The sequence below is a fragment of the Serratia sp. GW822-FHT06E05 genome (assembly GCF_058799445.1).
Genome location: NZ_JBXALM010000011.1, coordinates 1 through 19,912 on the forward strand (window position 1 = coordinate 1; position 19,912 = coordinate 19,912).

Consider the following 19,912-nt stretch of genomic DNA (forward strand, 5'->3'; position numbering starts at 1 on the left):
CAGAAGTGAAACGCCGTAGCGCCGATGGTAGTGTGGGGTCTCCCCATGCGAGAGTAGGACACTGCCAGGCATCAAATAAACGTTATCAGCCTGACAACTGGTAATGAGCAGGATCGCCAAGCGCGGTTTTGCCCACATCGAAAGATGTGACGTAAAAGAATCGGTGGAGCGGTAGTTCAGTTGGTTAGAATACCTGCCTGTCACGCAGGGGGTCGCGGGTTCGAGCCCCGTCCGTTCCGCCACTTATTTAAATTATGCCTGCTATCTTAGCAGGCATAATGTTAAGCGAGATTTAGGGGCGTAGCTCAGTTGGTAGAGCACCGGTCTCCAAAACCGGGTGTCGCGAGTTCGAGTCTCTCCGCCCCTGCCATATTAGAAACCCTTTGCGAAAGCAAAGGGTTTTTTTTTGCGTGAAATTTCCCCATCTCCCATAATTCCCCTGAAAGATCGCTTAAAACTCGCACCGAAATCGTTCCCAATTTAGACATTTTTAGCTGGATCCATGTACAAAATGGTTGTTCTGCCGTGATGTGATGCTGCGCATTATTCCTGCCCGATTTTCGACTACACCTAATGTGTGTCCAACCCTAAGGACACCCACTTCACCAGAAAAAATGCAGCATACACAACAACGATAATCCCTGCCCGGCGTGGTTCCATGCCAAGGCAACGCGAGGAGAACAACATGGTTAAACGTCTGCTGTTAGCGGCCGCCATTACTGGCGCTTTGGTAGGTACGGGACAGGCGGCACCGCTGGTCGTCGGCTTTTCACAGATTGGTTCCGAATCGGGTTGGCGTTCGGCGGAAACCAAGGTTTCGAAACAGGAAGCGGAAAAGCGGGGTATCACGCTGAAAATCGCCGATGCGCAGCAAAAACAGGAAAACCAAATCAAAGCGGTCAGATCTTTCATTGCTCAGGGTGTTGACGCCATCTTCATTGCACCGGTTGTCGCCACCGGCTGGACGCCTGTGCTGCAGGAAGCCAAAGAAGCCAAGATCCCGGTATTCCTGCTCGACCGAATGATTGAGGTAAACGACCCTTCGCTGTATACCGCGGCGGTGGCTTCTGACAGCGTGCACGAAGGTAAAGTCGCAGGAGAATGGCTGGTGAAAGAGGTCGCCGGCAAGCCTTGCAACGTAGTCGAGCTACAGGGCACCGTGGGCGCCAGCGTTGCCCTCAACCGTAAGAAAGGTTTTGCTGACGGCATAGCCTCCGCCGCCAACGTTAAGATCATCCGCTCGCAATCTGGTGATTTTACGCGCAGCAAAGGTAAAGAAGTGATGGAAAGCTTCATCAAGGCTGAGCAAAACGGCAAAAATATTTGCGCCGTTTATGCACATAACGACGACATGGCAATCGGCGCCATCCAGGCGATCAAAGAGGCGGGTTTAAAGCCGGGCTCACAGATCAAAATCGTTTCTATCGACGGTGTGCCTGACATATTTAAGGCAATGATGAACGGTGAAGCCAATGCCACGGTCGAGCTAACCCCGAATATGGCCGGGCCGGCGTTTGATGCGCTGCTGGCGATGAAGAAAGACGGTACCCCGCCGCCGAAGTTTATCCAGACCGAGTCCAAGCTGCTGCAACCGGATACGGCTAAACAGGAGTTCGAGCTGAAGAAAAGCATGGGTTATTAATCTACTCACCGGCGGAACAGCAGATGGCTAACTCTCAGACGACATTATTGACGATTAAGGGATTATCCGTTGAATTTCCTGGCGTAAAAGCGCTGGAGCAGGTTGATGTCACGTTGCAGCGCGGAGAGATCATGGCGCTGCTGGGCGAAAATGGCGCGGGGAAATCCACGCTGATCAAAGCGTTGACCGGGGTTTATCAGCGTTCCGCCGGCGAGGTATTACTGGAAGGCATCGCCATTACCCCGCAGAGCACCGCGCAGGCGCAGACATTGGGCATTGGTACGGTTTATCAGGAAGTTAACCTGCTGGCGAACATCTCGGTGGCCGCCAACCTGTTCATCGGGCGAGAGCCCACGCGCTTCGGCCTGATCGATCAAAAAAAGCTGCTGCGCCAGGCTCAGCAGCTTTTACTGGGGTATGGGCTGCAGTTGGACGTCAGCCAGCCGCTGGGTAATTACTCCATTGCCATCCAGCAGATTATCGCTATCGCGCGGGCCGTCGATCTGTCCGCCAAAGTCTTGATTCTTGATGAGCCAACCGCCAGCCTGGATGCCAAAGAGGTCAGCATGCTGCTGGATATTCTCAGCCAGCTCCGTAGTCAGGGAATGGGAATGATCTTTGTTACCCATTTTCTCGATCAGGTTTACCGCATCAGCGATCGCATCACCGTACTGCGCAACGGTAAGTTAGTGGGAACGAAAGCCACCGCCGACTTACCGCGTATGGAACTGGTACAGATGATGCTCGGCCACGCGTTTGATGAGTCATTACTGAAACGCAGCGAGCATACGCCCTCAAAGGCGCCATCGTTGGTTGAATTCAGCGGTTATGGGCGGCGCGGGATGGTTGAGCCCTTTGATCTGCAGATTCGCCCGGGTGAGATTGTAGGGCTGGCCGGGCTGCTGGGATCGGGGCGTACCGAAACGGCCCAGCTCATATTCGGTATCAAACCGCGCGACAACGGCAGTGTAAAAGTCGAAGGGCGTGCGGTGAACATCCGGACGCCGCGTAACGCTGCCAGCCTCGGCTTCGGGTATTGCCCCGAAGATCGTAAGACCGATGGAATCATCGGCGCTGCGACCGTGCGGGAAAATATCATTTTGGCCCTGCAGGCTCAACGCGGCTGGCTAAGGCCGCTCTCGCTGAAAGAGCAAACCCGCATTACTGAAAGCTATATCCAACTGTTGGGCATTCGTACTCCTGGGCCAGAACAGCAAATCCAGTATCTGTCTGGCGGTAATCAGCAGAAGGTGCTGCTGTCACGTTGGCTGGCGACGAAACCCCGTTTTCTGATCCTGGATGAACCGACGCGCGGCATTGACGTTGGTGCGCATGCCGAAATCATTCGCTTGATCGAAAAGCTCTGTGACGAAGGTCTGGCATTGTTGGTGATCTCCTCCGAACTGGAAGAACTGGTGGGTTATGCCGATCGCATCGTTGTGCTTCGAGACCGGAAACACGTAGCGCAGCTTGAACATAACGCCATTACGGTACCTGCAATCATGCAGGTAATATCCGCACAACAGGGGGCAGGATGAACCTCAGGAGTTTCTCCATGACCAGTGGGCCGCGTAAAGTCAGGTGGGTCATCCCTGCCGGAGCAACGCAACTGGGGGCGCTGGCGGTGATTTTGCTTATCGACAGTCTGGTCGCCCCGAATTTCTTTTCCCTACATATTCAAGACGGTCGACTGTTTGGCAGCGTAATCGACATTGTTAATCGCGGTGCACCGGTCGCGTTATTGGCATTGGGTATGACGTTGGTAATCGCCACCGGTGGTATCGACCTTTCGGTGGGAGCGGTGATGGCGATAGCCGGTGCCACGGCGGCAACGCTGACCAGCGCCGGTTATCCGCTGAGCTATGTACTGGCAGCCGCCCTGGCGGTTGGCGCACTGTGTGGCCTGTGGAACGGGTTTTTGGTGGCGGTGCTGCAGATACAGCCGATTGTTGCCACGCTGATGCTGATGGTGGCTGGGCGCGGCATTGCCCAACTGATTACCGAAGGGCAAATCGTCACCTTTGAGCGAGAGGGGTTGGCGTGGCTCGGCAGCGGTACGCTGATGTATTTGCCGATGCCGGCGATCATTGCTGCGGTCATGCTGCTGTTGATCTGGCTGTTAACGCGTAAAACGGCGTTGGGACTGTTTATCGAAGCCGTAGGCATCAATCTGCGTTCCGCGCGTAATGCAGGTGTCAGCACCGGCTGGGTGGTGATGGCGGTGTATGTGATCTGCGGGCTGTGCGCCGCCGTTGCCGGCGTTATCGTCACGGCGGACATCCGTGGCGCTGATGCCAACAATGCCGGGTTGTGGTTGGAGCTGGATGCGATCCTGGCGGTTGTGATTGGCGGCGGTTCACTGTTGGGCGGTCGTTTTAACCTGTTGCTGTCGGTAGTGGGGGCATTAATTATTCAGGGGATGAATACCGGCATTCTGCTGTCCGGCTATCGGCCTGAGTTTAATCTGGTGTTGAAGGCGATTGTGGTGTTGATGGTGCAATCGCCCAGCTTCACGCTGCGCCACCTGCTTGGGAGAAGAAAACCATGATCAAACGTAATCTTCCGCTGCTGATTACCGTCCTGGTGTTCCTTCTGGGCTACGCTTTTTGTCTCACGCAGTTTCCCGGTTTTGCCTCAACGCGGGTGTGGTGCGATTTGCTGACCGACAACGCCTTTCTGGGCATCGTCGCGGTCGGCATGACGTTTGTGATCCTTTCCGGCGGTATCGATCTGTCTGTCGGCTCGGTGATCGCCTTCACCGGGGTGCTGCTGGCCAAGTTGATCGGAACTTACGGCATTGCACCGGGTTATGCGTTCATCATCGCGCTGTTGATGGGGGCGTCGTTCGGCGCGCTGATGGGTTGGATCATTGATGTGCTGAAGCTACCGGCGTTTATTATTACGCTGGCCGGAATGTTCTTCGTACGGGGCATGAGTTTTATTGTTTCAGAGGAGTCGATTCCCATCGATCATCCGCTGTATGTGACGCTGGCGAACTATGCCTGGAAAATGCCGGGCGGTGGGCGCTTTACATTGTTGGCGCTGGTGATGCTATTGGTTGTGGCGGTCGGCATGGTGCTGGCGCACCGTACGCGCTTTGGGCATAACGTCTACGCCATCGGCGGTAATCGGGTCTCTGCCGCGCTGATGGGCGTACCGGTACAGCGTACCACCGTGCTGATTTATATGCTCTCAAGCACGCTGGCGGCACTGTCCGGGATCATTTTCTCGCTGTATACCTCGGCAGGTTATGCCTTGGCGGCCAGCGGCGTGGAGTTAGATGCCATTGCTGCCGTCGTGATTGGCGGTACCTTGTTGACCGGCGGTGTGGGCACCGTTTTAGGCACGCTGTTTGGCGTGCTGATCCAGGGATTGATTCAGAGCTACATTACCTTCGACGGCACGCTCAGTTCGTGGTGGACCAAAATCGTTATCGGTATTCTGCTGTTCTGCTTTATCGGCCTTCAGAAGGCGATAAGCGCGTTTTGGCTCAGCAGGCGAACCCAACCCCGGCATCCTCGTTTGAAGCCGTTATAGCGCCTCATGCTGAGGTTTTCAAAGGTATTTTCAGCAGTTGCCGGATCAGCGGCTGCTGGTCGCTATTTTGCAGCCAGACGGCGTACAGCGGGCGGATAATGGCCGGGATCTCGGCGATGGCGGTTAACTGCGGGTAATCATTCTCCCACTGACTGGGCAGGAAGGCGCAGCCACCGGTGGTTTCCAGCAGTTGCCGGGTCAGATGCGCAGAGGTAGTGGTGAGCACCGGCAGAGTGTCGCTCTCCAGCATGCGGCTTTCCTGCTGATGGAAATCCGCCCCCCATTCCAGCTTGATATAGGGCATCGGCGCATGTTGATCGCGCAGGGTGGAAGAGAACAGCCGCAACGAGAAATTCCCCAACAGCTGGCTGGCCAGTTCATCCATCTTTGGCGGCTCGGTGGTGATGAGCAAATCGAGCTGTCTTTCATGCAGCTGTTTTACCAAAGAGTGCCGTAGCGCCACCCTGGCCTCCAGCTGCAACGCCTCACGCTGCTGATAGAGCGATTGCAGCCAGGGGGTCAAATAAGCCTCCCACAATGACGCCGTGGCACCGATGGATAACTCGGTATGTTGCAGTGAACGCACCACCTCTTTTTTCGCCAGTTGCCAGGTCATCATCAGGCTCTCTGCATAGGGCAAAAGCCGCTCTCCAGCAGGCGTCAGGCGGATATTGTTGCGGTGACGGGTGAACAGATTCGCGCCCAATTGGTTTTCTAACTGGCGGATGCGGAAACTGACGGCAGACTGCGTTAAGTACAAGGATTCTGCGGCTCGGCCAAAGTGACGCGTTCTACTGACCTCCAAAAAGGTTTTCAGTAATTCGGTATCCACACCCATCTCCAGTAATTTTTATCGTTAAGATTTAAATGTTTTGTTTTACACAATGTCAAGCCTATCTAATACTCCGCGCCATAAACAGCACGGCCATGAGAGAATTAGGAGCGTGTCAGATGGCGGATAGCTTCACCACGACCAGTCGATTTTTTGATAATAAACATTACCCTCGCGGGTTCTCCCGTCACGGCGATTTCACCATTAAAGAAGCGCAATTGCTAGAGCGTTTCGGGTATGCGTTCAACGAGCTGGATACGGGTAAACGCCAGCCGGCCACTGAAGAAGAACAGTTGTTCGTCGCAGTGTGCCACGGTGAGCGCGAGCCGGTTACCGAGCAGGAAAAAGTATGGGCTAAATATCTGGCGCGCACACGTCGCCCGAAAAAATTCCATACTCTGTCCGGCGGTAAGCCGCAGGCTGATGCGGTGGAAGATTACACCGACAGCGAGGATTGATTTTAATGGGGCCTTTGGGCCCCATTATTATTCAAGGCTGCGGTGCAGCTGCAGCAGCAGGCGATCCATACTGCGGTAGCCAAGCGCTTCACTCAAGTGTCGCTTATCAATAGCCCGATCTCCCGCCAAATCCGCCAGCGTGCGAGCCACTTTCAGGATCCGCTGCCAGGCGCGAACCGATAATCCCAACCTGTTTAACGTCGTTTCAAGAAAATCCGCGTCCGCGTCGTTAAGTCGGCAATCCCGTTCGACCTCATGATTGTTCAGCAGGGCATTAATCTTCCCCGCTCGACTGAGCTGCCTTTCACGCGCCAACAGCACTCGTTCCCGTACCTGAGCGCTGTTTTCACCGGCAATGCGCTTTTTGCTAAGCAGACCTGGTGGCAACAATGGCACTTCAATCGAGAGATCGAAACGGTCTAGAAAGGGCCCTGAAAGCCGCCCCAGATAGCGCAGGACCTGCTGTGGCGATGCGCGGTTATGCATGCCCTGATAATGCCCGGTAGGGCTGGGGTTCATGGCGGCGATCAGCTGTACCCGTGCCGGGAAGCAGACTTTGGCGCTGGCGCGTGAAACCACGATCTCGCCGGACTCCAGCGGTTCGCGCAGCGCATCCAGTACCCGCCTTTCGAATTCGGGCAGTTCATCCAGGAACAGGACGCCATTGTGCGCCATGGAAATTTCACCCGGCCTCGGCAGCGAACCCCCGCCGACCAGAGCGGCCATCGAGGCGCTATGGTGCGGTGCGCGAAACGGCCGCTGTCGCCACGGCAGCGCTTGCGCAGCATGATGCAGCAGGCTGGCCACCGCGATGCTTTCCAGTGCTTCCTGATCGGTCAGCGGCGGGAGAAGGCCATTCAGGCGGCTGGCCAACATGGTTTTCCCGGTCCCTGGCGGGCCAACCAGCAGCAGGTTGTGGCCGCCGGCAGCGGCGATTTCCAGCGCGCGCTTTGCCTGTTCCTGACCCAGAATATCCTGCAGATCGGCTGGTTCGGGCGCGTTGTTCATTGCCGGCGGCGCATGGGCTACCGGTAAATCCGCTTTACCCAACACAAAGGCGCACACCTCCAACAGGTGGTCCGCCACCAGGGTTTTGCTCTGCGTAATTAGCCCCACCTCCGGCCCATTGGCGGCCGCCAAAACCAATTGCCGTCCTGACTCCATGGCGGCCAGCGCGGCGGGGATGGCTCCGCTGACGCCCCGTAGAGCGCCAGATAATGCCAGTTCGCCAAGGAATTCATAGTGAGCCAGCTTATCGGCTGGCAGCTGTTCGGAAGCCGCCAGGATAGCCAGCGCAATCGGTAGATCATAGCGACCGCCTTCCTTGGGCAGATCGGCCGGTGCCAAATTGACGGTAATACGCCGTGCGGGAAAGGTGAAACCGTTATTGATCAAGGCGCTGCGCACTCGATCACGCGCCTCTTTAACCGTGGTTTCCGGCAGGCCGACCATCGTCAGGCCGGGCAACCCATTGCTGATATGCACTTCCACCGTAACCGAAGGGGCCTGAACGCCCAGTGTGGCCCGGGTATAGATCACTGCCAGTGACATATTGCTCTCCTTGCTGAAGGCAACATGATGCGGGATGTGTTGCGACGTCGCGCTTTACCCTTGGAATATTTGCGCGATAAGCCGTAATTAAAATTATTGGTTTCAGATAGATAGCCGTTTTTTGTGCAGGGCTTCGCAAAGGGCGGCAATACCCCTTAACAATTACGCGAACGCTGCAACACATTAGCAGGCTAACCATGTTGCGACCGGAGGGGAAATGGGTGTATTTAACAATTGATTAAAATAAAAATCACCTATTTAACACAATCCGACCGCCGCTGCATTCTGCCGCGGCAGCCGCTAAACCTCATGACTTCGTACTCTACGGTAGGGATAACATTATGTTTGGTTGGACACCGCTGCAACGCAATGCAGCTATCGCCAGCTTTTCAAGCTGGACGCTTGATGCTTTCGATTTCTTCGTGCTGGTCTTTCTGCTCAGCGATATCGCGCAATCTTTCCATGTCGGTATGGAAGAGGTCACGCTGGCGATCCTGCTGACGCTGGCGGTACGCCCGATTGGTGCGCTGATCTTTGGCCGTGCGGCGGAAAAATATGGCCGCAAACCGATTTTGATGCTGAATATCGTGTTCTTCTCGGTGTTTGAACTGCTGTCCGCGGCGGCACCCTCGTTGACGATATTCCTGCTGCTGCGGGTACTGTACGGCGTGGCGATGGGCGGGATCTGGGGTGTGGCCTCATCGCTGGCGATGGAAACCATTCCCGATCGTTCGCGTGGCCTGATGTCGGGGATTTTCCAGGCCGGCTACCCCTTTGGTTATCTGTTGGCGGCGGTAGTGTATGGCCTGCTGTTTGAAATTATCGGCTGGCGCGGCATGTTCGTAATCGGCGCGGCACCCATTTTATTGCTGCCGTTTATTTACTACTGCGTGCAGGAGTCGCCGGTGTGGCTGGCGGCCCGAGAACGCAAGGAAAGCAGCGCATTGCTGCCGGTGCTGAAGAGCCATTGGAAGCTGTGCGGCTACCTGGTGCTGCTGATGGCGGCGTTCAATTTCTTCTCGCACGGTACTCAGGATATGTATCCGGTATTTTTGAAAGTTCAGCACGGTTTCGACCCTAAAACCGTCAGTATCATTGCCATTAGCTACAATATCGCGTCAATCATTGGTGGCGTTTTCTTTGGGGCACTGTCGGAAAAAATCGGCCGTAAGAAGGCGATCATCATTGCCGCCTTGCTGGCGTTGCCGGTGATCCCGCTGTGGGCGTTTTCCAGCGGTTCGCTGATGCTGGGGATTGGCGCATTCCTGATGCAGTTCATGGTGCAGGGGGCCTGGGGCGTGGTGCCGACTTACCTTACCGAATTGGTGCCGGCCAATACCCGCGCGGTACTGCCGGGGTTTGTTTATCAATTGGGTAATCTGATTGCTTCGGTCAACGCCACGCTGCAGGCGACGATAGCCGAGCATCATGGCCATAATTATGGGCTGGCAATGGCGATTATCGCCGGTACGGTGGCGATCGTGATTGCGTTGTTGGTGTTCTTCGGCAAGGACACGCGCGGTAAAGCGATCTCGGGTGCCGTGAAGTCCTCAGGCGTGCAGGCTAACGTTTGAATACCGGACATTTTGCACGAGGTATGACCAGATTGCGCCGAATAATAACGCAAAAAAAGTGTTGTCATGCCGCGCGGGACTATGGTACCTCTGTAGGTATTAGTTCGAAACGAGCACAGTGAACAAACCCATTATGAAAGCCTTTGCCCAAGTGATTAGCCTAGTCGTGATTAGCGTGGTGGTGATTATTATCCCACCGTGCGGGGCTGCACTTGGACGAAGAATGGCTTAGAAAACAAGCCGGAATCGCAAGAGAACCCCCGCACCGAAAGGTCCGGGGGTTTTTTATTGGCAAGAGAAAAGTGAAGCGAGGATAAGAATATGAATAACAGAACAAAATCCTGCAGTTGTCGAAGTAAGGCGGGGAAATAACTATGAACGGGGCTCAGTGGGTAGTACAAGCATTGCGTGCACAGGGAGTTGATAAGGTATTCGGCTATCCAGGTGGCGCAATCATGCCGGTCTACGATGCATTGTATGACGGTGGGGTAGAACACCTACTGTGCCGCCACGAACAAGGCGCCGCAATGGCTGCCATTGGTTATGCCCGCGCAACCGGCAAAGTCGGCGTTTGTATCGCCACCTCTGGTCCCGGCGCCACCAATTTGATCACCGGCCTGGCCGATGCGCTGCTGGATTCGGTTCCGGTAGTGGCCATCACCGGCCAAGTGGGTTCCGCGCTGATTGGCACCGATGCCTTTCAGGAGATCGATGTTCTCGGCCTGTCTCTGGCCTGCACCAAACACAGCTTCCTGGTGGAATCACTGGACGCGCTGCCGGGCATCATGGCGGAAGCTTTTGCCATCGCCTGTAGCGGCCGCCCTGGCCCGGTGCTGATCGACATCCCGAAAGACATCCAACTGGCCCACGGCGAGCTGCACCCGCACCTGGTACCGGTCGTCGAAGAGTTGCATTACCCGGCGGCGGAGGTGGCGCAAGCCACCGAGTTGCTGGCGCAGGCTCACAAACCGATGTTATACATCGGCGGCGGCGTAGGCATGGCGCAGGCGGTACCGGCACTGCGTGAGTTTATCGCAGTGACTCAAATGCCCAACGTTGTCACGCTGAAAGGGTTGGGCGCGGCGGATGCTGCTCACCCGTATTACCTCGGTATGCTGGGCATGCACGGTACCAAGGGTGCCAACCTGGCGGTGCAGGAGTGCGATCTGCTGATCGCTGTCGGCGCGCGTTTCGACGACCGCGTGACCGGGAAACTGAATGCGTTTGCGCCGCATGCCAAGGTGATCCACATGGATATCGACCCGGCGGAAATGAGCAAATTGCGCCAGGCACACGTCGCGCTGGAAGGCGACTTGAAGGCCTTGCTGCCGGCGTTGCAGCAGCCGCTGAAAATTGCCGCCTGGCAGCAGCGGGTGGTTGAGCTGAAGGAAGCCCACACCTGGCGTTATGATCATCCGGGCCAGCCGATCTACGCGCCGCTGTTGTTGAAACAGCTGTCCGAGCGCAAGCCGGCCAACAGCGTGGTGACTACCGACGTGGGCCAGCACCAGATGTGGAGTGCGCAGCACATGACCTTCGAGCGCCCGGAGAATTTCATCACTTCCAGCGGTCTGGGCACTATGGGGTTCGGCGTGCCGGCTGCGGTTGGCGCCCAGATGGCGCGCCCTGAGGATACGGTGATCTGCGTATCGGGCGACGGTTCCTTCATGATGAACGTACAGGAACTGGGCACCATAAAACGCAAACAGCTGCCGCTGAAAATCGTATTACTGGATAACCAGCGTTTAGGCATGGTTCGCCAGTGGCAGCAGCTGTTTTTTGACGGGCGTTACAGCGAAACCAATCTCTCCGATAACCCCGATTTCCTGATGTTGGCCAACGCCTTTGGCATTCCCGGCCAGCGTATCACCCGTAAAGACCAGGTGGCAGACGCGCTCGACGCCTTATTCAACAGCGAAGGGCCTTACCTGCTGCATGTATCGATCGATGAACTCGAAAACGTCTGGCCGCTGGTGCCGCCGGGTGCCGGTAACGAAACCATGTTGGAGAAAATCTCATGATGCAGCATCAACTCTCAATCCAGGCCCGTTTTCGCCCTGAAATGTTAGAGCGCGTATTGCGCGTCGTGCGTCATCGTGGCTTTCAGGTTTGTGCTATGAATATGGTTTCGGCGTCAAATACCGACAAGATTAATATTGAATTGACCGTTGCCAGCCAGCGCCCGGTGGATCTACTGTCATCTCAGTTGAGCAAACTGATGGACGTCTCCTGCGTTGAGATCCAACAGCAAACATCACAACAAATAAGCGCCTGATGCGTGAGAAGGATAAAGAACAATGACGAAGAAAGCCGATTACATTTGGTTCAATGGTGAGATGGTTCCCTGGGCTGACGCCAAAGTGCACGTGATGTCGCATGCGCTGCACTACGGCACTTCGGTGTTTGAAGGCGTTCGTTGCTATGACTCCCATAAAGGCCCGGTGGTGTTCCGTCACCGCGAGCATATGCAACGCCTGCACGACTCGGCAAAAATCTACCGCATGCCGGTATCACAAAGCGTTGATGAGCTGATGGAAGCCTGTCGCGCTACGCTGCGTAAAAACAACCTGGTCAGCGCTTATATTCGCCCGCTGGTGTTTGTGGGCGACGTCGGCATGGGGGTTAACCCGCCGGCCGGCTACAAGACAGACGTGATTATCGCGGCGTTTCCTTGGGGCGCGTACCTGGGTGAAGAGGCGCTGGAGCAAGGCATCGATGCGATGGTTTCGTCCTGGCACCGCGTGGCGCCAAATACCATCCCCACCGCGGCCAAAGCCGGTGGTAACTACCTTTCCTCCCTGCTGGTGGGCAGCGAAGCGCGCCGCCACGGTTATCAGGAAGGGATTGCGCTCGACGTGCACGGCTATATTTCCGAAGGGGCAGGCGAGAACCTGTTTGAAGTGAAAGACGGCGTGTTGTTCACCCCGCCGTTCACCTCTTCCGCGCTGCCGGGCATTACCCGCGACGCCATCATCAAACTGGCGAAAGACATGGGCTTCGAAGTGCGTGAGCAGGTGCTGTCCCGCGAATCGCTGTACCTGGCCGACGAAGTGTTCATGTCCGGCACCGCGGCGGAAATCACCCCGGTGCGCAGCGTCGACGGCATCCAGGTCGGCATTGGCAAATGTGGCCCGGTGACCAAACAAATTCAACAGGCGTTCTTTGGCCTGTTTACCGGCAAGACCGAAGACAAATACGGCTGGCTGGATCCGGTAAACCCATAAATAACGACGTTACCTGTTAGGGTAAAACGACAGACAGACAAGAATATCCAGGCGGTTCGTTCGCCGCCTGTAATAAATACATTTGGAGTGAAGAGCATGCCTAAGTACCGTTCCGCCACCACCACCCACGGCCGCAACATGGCGGGTGCCCGCGCATTATGGCGCGCGACCGGAATGACCGACGACGATTTTGGCAAACCCATTATTGCGGTGGTCAACTCATTTACCCAGTTCGTTCCGGGCCATGTGCATCTGCGTGATTTGGGCAAGCTGGTTGCAGAACAGATCGAAGCCTCAGGCGGCGTTGCCAAAGAGTTCAACACCATTGCGGTGGATGACGGTATCGCCATGGGCCACGGCGGTATGCTCTATTCCTTGCCGTCACGCGAACTGATCGCCGACTCGGTGGAATACATGGTGAATGCCCACTGTGCGGATGCGATGGTGTGCATTTCCAACTGCGACAAAATCACCCCGGGCATGCTGATGGCGTCATTGCGCCTGAACATTCCGGTGATCTTCGTTTCCGGCGGCCCGATGGAAGCCGGTAAAACCAAGCTCTCCAATCAAATCATCAAGCTGGATCTGGTGGACGCAATGATCCAGGGGGCTAACCCGAACGTCAGCGACGCCGACAGCGAACAAATCGAACGCTCCGCCTGCCCGACCTGTGGTTCCTGTTCCGGCATGTTCACCGCCAACTCAATGAACTGTTTGACCGAAGCGCTGGGCCTGTCGCAACCGGGCAACGGCTCGCTGCTGGCGACCCATGCCGACCGTAAGGATCTGTTCCTCAACGCAGGTAAACGCATCGTTGCCCTGACCAAGCGCTATTACGAACAGGACGATGAAAGCGCACTGCCGCGCAGCATCGCCAACAAGGCGGCGTTTGAAAACGCCATGACGCTGGATATCGCCATGGGCGGATCGACCAACACCGTGCTGCACCTGTTGGCAGCGGCGCAGGAGGGCGAAATTGATTTCACCATGGAAGATATCGACCGCCTGTCACGCAAGGTGCCGCACCTGTGTAAAGTGGCGCCAAGCACCCCGAAATACCATATGGAAGACGTGCACCGTGCCGGTGGCGTGCTGGCGATCCTCGGTGAGCTGGATCGCGCAGGCCTGTTGAACCGCGATGTGAACAACATACTGGGCCTGACCCTGCCACAGACGCTGGAGCGGTATGACATCATGCTGACCAAAGATGAGGCGGTGAAAAAAATGTTCCGCGCCGGCCCAGCGGGCATTCGTACCACCCAGGCGTTCTCGCAGGACTGCCGCTGGGATACGCTGGACGACGATCGCGCAGAGGGTTGTATCCGCTCGCTGGAAAATGCGTTCAGCCAGGATGGCGGCTTGGCCGTGCTGTACGGCAACATGGCGCAGGACGGCAGCATCGTTAAGACCGCCGGCGTCGATAAAGACAACCTGACTTTCCGCGGTCCGGCCAAAGTGTACGAAAGCCAGGACTCGGCGGTGGACGCTATCCTCGGCGGCAAAGTGGTTGCCGGTGACGTGGTGGTGATCCGATACGAAGGGCCGAAAGGCGGGCCGGGCATGCAGGAAATGCTTTACCCAACCACCTACCTGAAATCCATGGGCCTGGGCAAAGCCTGTGCGCTGATCACCGACGGGCGTTTTTCCGGCGGCACCTCGGGCCTGTCAATCGGCCACGTTTCACCGGAAGCGGGCAGCGGCGGCCTGATTGCGCTGATCGAAGATGGCGACATGATCGACATCAATATTCCTCAACGCAGCATGGTGCTGGACGTTTCGGACAGCGAACTGGCGGCACGCCGTGAAGTTGAGCTGGCACGTGGCGATCGCGCCTGGACACCGAAAAACCGTGAGCGTCAGGTTTCCTTGGCGCTGCGTGCCTATGCCATGTTGGCAACCAGCGCTGACAAAGGTGCAGTACGCGACAAGAGCAAGCTGGGAGGCTAAGCATCATGGCGGTATCGCAACCCCTACCCGACGCCCCCTGCGGCGCGGAGTATTTGCGAGCGGTGCTCCGCTCGCCGGTATACGAGGTGGCTCAGGTCACTCCGTTACAGGCCATGAGCAAAATTTCTTCGCGCCTCGGCAACACCATTCTGGTGAAGCGCGAAGATCGTCAGCCGGTGCACAGCTTCAAGCTGCGCGGGGCCTATGCCATGATCGCCAGCCTGAACGAAGAGCAGAAAGCGCGCGGCGTGGTAACGGCTTCGGCCGGCAACCATGCGCAGGGCGTGGCCTACTCCGGAAAACGTCTGGGGATCAAAACGCTGATCGTCATGCCGGTGTCCACCGCAGACATCAAAGTGGATGCGGTACGCGGTTTCGGCGGCGAAGTACTGTTGCACGGCGCCAACTTTGATGAAGCCAAGGCCAGGGCAATTGAGCTTTCGCACAAGCAGGGCATGACCTTCGTTCCCCCGTTCGATCACCCAACGGTGATCGCCGGGCAGGGCACGTTGGCGATGGAGCTTCTGCAACAGGACGCGCATCTCGACCGGGTGTTTGTTCCGGTTGGCGGTGGTGGTCTGGCGGCGGGTGTTGCGGTGTTAATCAAACAGCTGATGCCGCAGATCAAAGTGATCGGCGTGGAGGCGGAAGACTCCGCCTGCCTGCGCGCGGCGCTGGATGCCGGGCATCCGGTAGATTTGGCGCGAGTCGGACTGTTTGCCGAAGGCGTGGCGGTGAAGCGCATCGGTGATGAAACCTTCCGCCTGTGCCGGGAATATCTGGACGACGTGATCACCGTCGACAGCGACGCTATCTGCGCGGCGGTCAAAGATTTGTTTGAAGACGTGCGTGCCATTGCCGAACCCTCCGGCGCGCTGGCACTGGCCGGGCTGAAGAAATACGTTCAGCAGCACAACATCCAGGGCGAGCGCCTGGCGCACGTGCTGTCCGGTGCCAACCTGAACTTCCACGGCTTGCGTTATGTATCTGAACGCTGCGAATTGGGCGAACAACGCGAAGCCCTGCTGGCAGTGACCATTCCTGAGCAGAAAGGCAGCTTCCTGAAGTTTTGCCAACTGCTGGGCGGCCGGTCGGTGACCGAGTTCAACTACCGTTACGCCGATGCGGACAACGCGTGCATCTTCGTCGGTGTCCGCCTGACGCGTGGCCATGCCGAACGTCTGGAAATCATCGACGAGCTGAACGCCGACGGTTATCAGGTGGTGGATCTGTCCGATGACGAAATGGCCAAACTGCATGTGCGATACATGGTCGGTGGGCGTCCTTCGAAACCCCTGCGTGAGCGGCTGTACAGCTTCGAATTCCCGGAGTCGCCGGGCGCGCTGCTGAAGTTCCTGCAAACTCTGGGCACCCATTGGAACATCTCGCTGTTCCATTACCGCAGCCACGGCACCGATTTTGGCCGCGTGTTGGCCGGTTTTGAGCTGTCGCAGACCGAACCTGAGTTTGAGCAGCATTTGCAGGCGCTGGGTTACGACTGCCACGATGAAACCGATAACCCGGCGTTCCGCTTCTTTTTGCAGGGCTAAGGGAACCGACAAGGACGGCGCATGACGGATAAATTTAACGGCTTTAGCCAGCAGGGCCTGAATTTTCTTCAGCAGGTGCGGATCGAGAACGACAAGGAATGGTTTGAAGGCAACCGCGGCGTTTACGATCGTGAGCTGCTGACGCCGTTCCGCTCGCTGGTGGCTGAGCTTGCCCCGACGATGCTGGCGATCGATCCGCAGTTTGAAACCCGCCCGGCGATCGGTAAAACGCTGTCGCGTATACACCGCGACACGCGTTTTTCTCATGATAAATCACGTTATCGCAGCCGCATGTGGTTGACGTTCAAACGGCCGAGCAAAGACTGGAAGGATGCCCCGGTTTATTTCTTCGAACTGGGGCCGGACATGTTGCGCTATGGGCTGGGTTATTACAGTGCCAACAAGCAAACCATGGATCTGTTTCGTCATACGCTGCAGCGTCGGCCGCAGCCTTTTCTCGAGGTCGCGGCCTGTTGTCAGCCGCCGTTCGAGCTGGTGGGAGAAAGCTACAAACGCCCGCTGGTTAAAGAGCAGGCGGCAGACATTGCCACCTGGTACAACCGCAAATCTTTTGCGGTGATGGCTACCGACAGCCAGGTGGAGACGTTATTCAACGCCGGGCTGACGCAGACGCTGGCGCAAGCTTTTCAGCAGTTGGAGCCGCTTTACCATTGGTTGATGCAGGTAGAGGCGATGAAACAAGTCGATCCGGCAGATCTCTAAATACCCGTCGTCTTTCAAGCTGCAGCGTTGTTGGCTGCACTAGCTGCAGCATGAAATCCCTGGGGTATTTCTATCTCGCGTTTCAAATGATCGTGTTTAAAAGCAATGGTGTCGTGTTAAGGATTTTTGACCGTTAATAACAAGCGCCAGAAAGCGTCGATCAGCGGATCGCTGAGGCGTTTTTTCTGCACGCAGACGCCCAGTTCGAACGGTTCGACCATAGAGATATTTTCTAACTGTGAGATGCGGTTACGTACCGGCTCGGGGCTGTTGTCCACCACCACGCCGGGGATCAGTGCGATGCCGCAGCCCAGTGCCACCATGGAAACAATCGCCTCGTGGCCGCCGACGGTGGCGTAAATCAGCGGATTGGCGATGCGCTGGCGACGGAACCACAGCTCGATACGTTTTCGCGACGGGCCATGCTCCGGCAGGATAAACGGAATATTGGCCCAGTCGGGCTGCTCGGCAAATGCCTGGCTGCGCACGGCGCAGGGCAGCGCCGGGGCAATCAATACCAGCGGGATCTCGCCGATTTTGGTGAAGGCTACGCTGGTGGGCAGGGTTTCAGGCCGGCCGGCAATGCCCAGATCGGCTTCGTTGGACTGAACCTTATCGACGGCGTCGGCAGCGTCACCGGTGGTGAGTTTAATTTCCACCAGCGGATGTTGCGCGCGGAAGCGGTCCAGGATCGGCGGCAGGTGGCTGTAGGCGGCGGTGACCGAGCAGAACAGCCGCAGCTCGCCGCTCAGCGAAGGGCCGTGCTGGCCGAGAGAATGCTTCAGCTGCTGGTATTGCAACAGCGTCTGCTGGGCAAAGTCTTTTAGCTGCTCGCCGGCATCGGTGAGTTGCACGGTGCGGTTATCGCGTAAAAACAGCGGCTGCCCGAGGATCTCTTCCAGCCGTTGGATCTGGCGGGAAAGCGTCGACGGACTGACGTGCATCGCCTTGGCGGTGCGGCCAAAATGGTGGCTTTCGGCCAGATGAAGGAACAGCTTTAAATCACGCAAATCCATATCAGTACGCTCGCAGCAAGAGTGTTGCATAAATTGCAATATCACATTCGTAATATATCAATTTAAGCAACGCGTTTCCTGTTATACATTGAGTTTAACGAATCTCCGCACAGACAGGCGGGGAATGAAAATAACATGCAAGACACAACATCTAACTGGAGTACCACCATGGCTAACTATTTCAACACATTGAACCTGCGTCAGCAGTTGGCGCAATTGGGTAAATGCCGTTTTATGGCACGTGAAGAATTCGCTGATGAAGCCGGCTACCTGAAAGGCAAAAAAGTGGTGATTGTCGGCTGTGGCGCACAGGGTCTGAACCAAGGCTTGAACATGCGTGACTCGGGGCTGGATGTGGCTTATGCCCTGCGTAAAGAAGCTATCGACGAAAAGCGTCCTTCATGGCGTAAAGCGACCGAAAACGGCTTCAAAGTAGGGACTTACGAAGACTTGATCCCGCAGGCCGACCTGGTGGTTAACCTGACGCCGGACAAGCAGCACACCTCGGTAGTGCGTGCCGTACAGCCGCTGATGAAAGACGGCGCGGCGCTGGGCTACTCTCACGGCTTCAACATCGTTGAAGTGGGTGAGCAAGTACGTAAAGACATTACCGTGGTGATGGTTGCGCCAAAATGTCCGGGCACCGAAGTGCGTGAAGAATACAAACGTGGTTTCGGCGTACCGACCCTGATTGCGGTTCACCCGGAAAACGACCCTAAAGGCGAAGGCATGGCGATTGCCAAGGCTTGGGCTGCCGCGACGGGCGGTCATCGCGCCGGCGTTCTGGAGTCTTCCTTCGTCGCCGAGGTGAAGTCTGACCTGATGGGCGAGCAGACCATTCTGTGCGGCATGCTGCAAGCGGGTTCATTGCTGTGCTTCGATAAACTGGTTGCTGAAGGTACCGACCCAGCTTATGCAGAAAAACTGATCCAGTTCGGTTGGGAAACCATCACCGAAGCGCTGAAGCAGGGCGGTATCACCCTGATGATGGACCGTCTGTCCAACCCGGCTAAACTGCGTGCTTATGCGCTGTCCGAGCAACTGAAAGAGATCATGGCGCCGCTGTTCCAGAAGCACATGGACGACATCATCTCCGGTGCCTTCTCAAGTGGCATGATGGCCGACTGGGCAGAAGATGACGTGAAGCTGCTGAACTGGCGTGAAGAGACCGGCAAGTCGGCGTTTGAAAACGCGCCGCAGTTCGAAGGCAAAATCAGCGAGCAGGAATACTTTGACCACGGCGTACTGATGGTGGCAATGGTGAAAGCCGGTGTTGAGCTGGCGTTTGAAACCATGGTTGATGCAGGTATCATCGAAGAATCTGCTTACTACGAATCACTGCACGAGCTGCCGCTGATCGCCAACACCATTGCGCGTAAGCGTCTGTACGAAATGAACGTGGTTATCTCTGATACCGCCGAGTACGGCAACTACCTGTTTGCCAACGCGGCAGTGCCATTGCTGAAAGAGTTCATGACTACCCTGCAGGCGGGTGATCTGGGCAAATCCGTGGCCGGGACTTCCGTAGATAACGCGCAACTGCGTGACGTGAACGAAGCGGTGCGCAATCACCCAATCGAATCCGTTGGCCGTAAGCTGCGTGGTTATATGACGGATATGAAACGTATCGCGGTAGCAGGCTAAATACCCGTCGTCTTTCAGGCTGTAGCGTTGTTACCTGCACTATCACACCCCAGTCGCTGACTAAGGTAAGCTCCTGGGGATGAGATAGCTTGGCACCTGGCTACAACCTGAAATCCATAGGGTATTAAGATGGGTTTTCGAGCCCAATAAAAAGGCCAGCATTATTGCTGGCCTCAGATTGCTGACAAAGTCCTATGCAGTTAAAAGTCCTGAT

The 19,912-nt window shown here is 56.5% G+C and carries 17 protein-coding genes and 2 tRNA genes; 16 read left to right on the forward strand and 3 right to left on the reverse strand.

Translation table 11 applies throughout. The features are described from left to right. Positions 1 to 165: 165 nt before the first annotated feature. From AC1RKC_RS20800 to yjfF, 6 genes are all read left to right on the forward strand, one after another. Positions 166 to 242: transfer RNA gene (locus tag AC1RKC_RS20800), tRNA-Asp, on the forward strand. Positions 243 to 294: 52 nt separating this feature from the next. Then, positions 295 to 370 (forward strand) — tRNA-Trp (locus AC1RKC_RS20805). Between the two features lie 315 nt (positions 371 to 685). Beyond that, positions 686 to 1,642: a galactofuranose ABC transporter, galactofuranose-binding protein YtfQ gene (gene ytfQ / locus AC1RKC_RS20810; protein ID WP_020837505.1), complete on the forward strand. Its 957-nt coding sequence runs from the start codon at positions 686 to 688 to the stop codon at positions 1,640 to 1,642. A 23-nt stretch (positions 1,643 to 1,665) separates the two neighbouring features. Continuing rightward, a complete protein-coding gene (gene ytfR, locus AC1RKC_RS20815; protein ID WP_488765729.1) occupies positions 1,666 to 3,180 on the forward strand; it encodes a galactofuranose ABC transporter, ATP-binding protein YtfR in 1,515 nt (504 codons plus the stop codon). 17 nt (positions 3,181 to 3,197) lie between these two features. Next, on the forward strand, positions 3,198 to 4,190 hold the full coding sequence (ytfT, locus tag AC1RKC_RS20820; RefSeq protein ID WP_493092705.1) for a galactofuranose ABC transporter, ATP-binding protein YtfT: 993 nt from the start codon (positions 3,198 to 3,200) through the stop codon (positions 4,188 to 4,190). Further along, on the forward strand, positions 4,187 to 5,179 hold the full coding sequence (gene yjfF, locus AC1RKC_RS20825) for a galactofuranose ABC transporter, permease protein YjfF (RefSeq protein ID WP_048762617.1): 993 nt from the start codon (positions 4,187 to 4,189) through the stop codon (positions 5,177 to 5,179). The genes ytfT and yjfF overlap by 4 nt, the downstream gene beginning before the upstream one ends. A 4-nt stretch (positions 5,180 to 5,183) precedes the next feature. On the opposite strand, the gene hdfR is transcribed toward yjfF, so the two are convergent. Next, positions 5,184 to 6,011 (reverse strand): HTH-type transcriptional regulator HdfR, encoded by an 828-nt coding sequence (gene hdfR, locus AC1RKC_RS20830; RefSeq protein ID WP_041415741.1) that lies wholly within the window; start codon positions 6,009 to 6,011, stop codon positions 5,184 to 5,186. A 119-nt stretch (positions 6,012 to 6,130) separates the two neighbouring features. Between hdfR and AC1RKC_RS20835 the strand changes: the two genes are divergently transcribed. Then, entirely contained in the window at positions 6,131 to 6,469 is a 339-nt protein-coding gene (locus AC1RKC_RS20835) for a MaoP family protein (protein WP_020837497.1), read from the forward strand. Positions 6,470 to 6,496: 27 nt separating this feature from the next. Here the strand turns inward: AC1RKC_RS20835 and AC1RKC_RS20840 are convergent, their stop codons facing one another. After that, positions 6,497 to 8,020, reverse strand: a complete 1,524-nt coding sequence (locus AC1RKC_RS20840) for a YifB family Mg chelatase-like AAA ATPase (RefSeq protein WP_046374899.1) — start codon at positions 8,018 to 8,020, stop codon at positions 6,497 to 6,499. Positions 8,021 to 8,361: 341 nt separating this feature from the next. Here AC1RKC_RS20840 and AC1RKC_RS20845 point away from each other — a divergent pair, with 341 nt between their 5' ends. The 8 genes from AC1RKC_RS20845 (at position 8,362) to AC1RKC_RS20880 (ending at position 17,038) form a co-directional block, all read left to right on the forward strand. Further along, positions 8,362 to 9,594: an MFS transporter gene (locus tag AC1RKC_RS20845; protein WP_020837491.1), complete on the forward strand. Its 1,233-nt coding sequence runs from the start codon at positions 8,362 to 8,364 to the stop codon at positions 9,592 to 9,594. A gap of 133 nt (positions 9,595 to 9,727) precedes the next feature. Next, a complete protein-coding gene (ilvL, locus tag AC1RKC_RS20850; RefSeq protein ID WP_015962288.1) occupies positions 9,728 to 9,826 on the forward strand; it encodes an ilv operon leader peptide in 99 nt (32 codons plus the stop codon). A 142-nt stretch (positions 9,827 to 9,968) separates the two neighbouring features. Next, positions 9,969 to 11,615 carry an acetolactate synthase 2 catalytic subunit gene (gene ilvG, locus AC1RKC_RS20855; protein WP_392455027.1) on the forward strand — a complete coding sequence of 549 codons (1,647 nt, stop codon included), beginning with the start codon at positions 9,969 to 9,971 and terminating at the stop codon, positions 11,613 to 11,615. Then, positions 11,612 to 11,869, forward strand: coding sequence for an acetolactate synthase 2 small subunit (gene ilvM, locus AC1RKC_RS20860; protein WP_020837489.1), 258 nt, complete (start codon positions 11,612 to 11,614; stop codon positions 11,867 to 11,869). Before ilvG ends, ilvM begins: the two co-directional genes overlap by 4 nt. Before the next feature lie 22 nt (positions 11,870 to 11,891). Next, positions 11,892 to 12,818 carry a branched-chain-amino-acid transaminase gene (gene ilvE, locus AC1RKC_RS20865; protein ID WP_020837487.1) on the forward strand — a complete coding sequence of 309 codons (927 nt, stop codon included), beginning with the start codon at positions 11,892 to 11,894 and terminating at the stop codon, positions 12,816 to 12,818. A 96-nt stretch (positions 12,819 to 12,914) separates the two neighbouring features. Next, positions 12,915 to 14,765, forward strand: coding sequence for a dihydroxy-acid dehydratase (ilvD, locus tag AC1RKC_RS20870; protein WP_048762615.1), 1,851 nt, complete (start codon positions 12,915 to 12,917; stop codon positions 14,763 to 14,765). Between the two features lie 5 nt (positions 14,766 to 14,770). Then, on the forward strand, positions 14,771 to 16,315 hold the full coding sequence (gene ilvA, locus AC1RKC_RS20875; protein ID WP_041415091.1) for a threonine ammonia-lyase, biosynthetic: 1,545 nt from the start codon (positions 14,771 to 14,773) through the stop codon (positions 16,313 to 16,315). A gap of 21 nt (positions 16,316 to 16,336) precedes the next feature. Further along, the gene (locus AC1RKC_RS20880) at positions 16,337 to 17,038 is read left to right on the forward strand and encodes a DUF2461 domain-containing protein (RefSeq protein ID WP_020837483.1); all 702 of its coding nucleotides are present in this window, start codon (positions 16,337 to 16,339) and stop codon (positions 17,036 to 17,038) included. A 116-nt stretch (positions 17,039 to 17,154) separates the two neighbouring features. On the opposite strand, the gene ilvY is transcribed toward AC1RKC_RS20880, so the two are convergent. Further along, positions 17,155 to 18,054, reverse strand: a complete 900-nt coding sequence (gene ilvY, locus AC1RKC_RS20885; protein ID WP_020837481.1) for an HTH-type transcriptional activator IlvY — start codon at positions 18,052 to 18,054, stop codon at positions 17,155 to 17,157. A gap of 168 nt (positions 18,055 to 18,222) precedes the next feature. Here ilvY and ilvC point away from each other — a divergent pair, with 168 nt between their 5' ends. After that, positions 18,223 to 19,698, forward strand: a complete 1,476-nt coding sequence (ilvC, locus tag AC1RKC_RS20890) for a ketol-acid reductoisomerase (RefSeq protein ID WP_046374902.1) — start codon at positions 18,223 to 18,225, stop codon at positions 19,696 to 19,698. Positions 19,699 to 19,912 lie beyond the last annotated feature (214 nt).